Origin of the sequence: Mesorhizobium sp. B1-1-5 (assembly GCF_006443065.1) — a bacterium.
GTDB lineage: Bacteria > Pseudomonadota > Alphaproteobacteria > Rhizobiales > Rhizobiaceae > Mesorhizobium.
The window spans coordinates 1-1,005 of sequence record NZ_VFWS01000696.1 but is presented as its reverse complement, the minus strand read 5'-3'; the positions used below and the strand labels follow the sequence as shown (position 1 = coordinate 1,005).

Genomic DNA, 1,005 nt, shown 5'->3' with positions numbered 1-1,005 from the left:
GCATCCAGGTGCCCAACGCCAAGCTTGGCGGCATCTTCAACATGGGCGGCGCGGCGGTCGCCAACTACGTTTCCATTCTCGATCGGATTCGGTAAAAGCGACCCGCATCCGCGGGGGCAACATGACAAATCCGGTTCTGATCGAAGTTCTGCGTGGCGCCATCGTCGAGAGCGCGCACCGAGGCGCGGTCGCGGTTTTCGACGCCGATGGCAGGCCGGTTCTCGAGATCGGCGACACATCGAGGCCGGTGTTTCCGCGCTCCGCGGTCAAGGCGATCCAGGCGCTGCCGCTGGTCGAAAGCGGTGCTGCCGATGCCTACGGCTTCGGTAACCGCGAACTGGCGCTGGCCTGCGCCTCTCATTCGGGCGAACCGGCCCACGTCGAACTGGCGCGGTCGATGCTCGCCAGGGCCGGGCTGGACGGGTCGGCGCTTGAATGCGGCGCGCATTGGCCGTCGAGCCACGACGCGACGATCGCACTCGCCCGCGCAGGCGGTTCCCCGAACGCCTTGCACAACAATTGCTCCGGCAAGCATTCCGGCTTTCTTTGCACCTGCGTCCATTCAGGCATCGAGCCTCAAGGCTATGTCAGGGCGGATCACGCCTTGCAGGAAATGGTGCGCGACGCCATGCAGGCGGTGACAGGAGCTCGCCACGGCGCCGACGAACGCGCAACCGATGGCTGTTCGATCCCGACCTACGCGGTGCCGCTCAGGAGTTTTGCGCTTGGCTTTGCCCGCATGGTGACCGGCAGGGGCTTCGCGCCCGGGCGCGCCAGGGCGGCAAAGCGATTGTTGTCGGCTTGCATGGCCGAGCCGTTCTTCGTCGCCGGCACAGGCCGCGCCGATCTCGCGCTGATGCAGGCGGCGCCTGGCCGAATATTTGCGAAGGGCGGCGCCGAAGGGGTCCATTGCGCGGCGCTTCCCGAGCTTGGCCTCGGCATCGCACTCAAATGCGATGATGGTGCCGGCCGGGCCGCCGAATCCATGGTGGCCGTAATCATCGC

General features: G+C 66.6%; 1 protein-coding gene. It reads left to right on the top strand.

Annotated elements, in window-relative coordinates; translation table 11 throughout:
* Positions 1-121: 121 nt before the first annotated feature.
* The coding region (locus tag FJ980_RS34480; protein ID WP_140547771.1) for an asparaginase at positions 122-1,005 on the top strand (884 nt) is incomplete at its 3' end.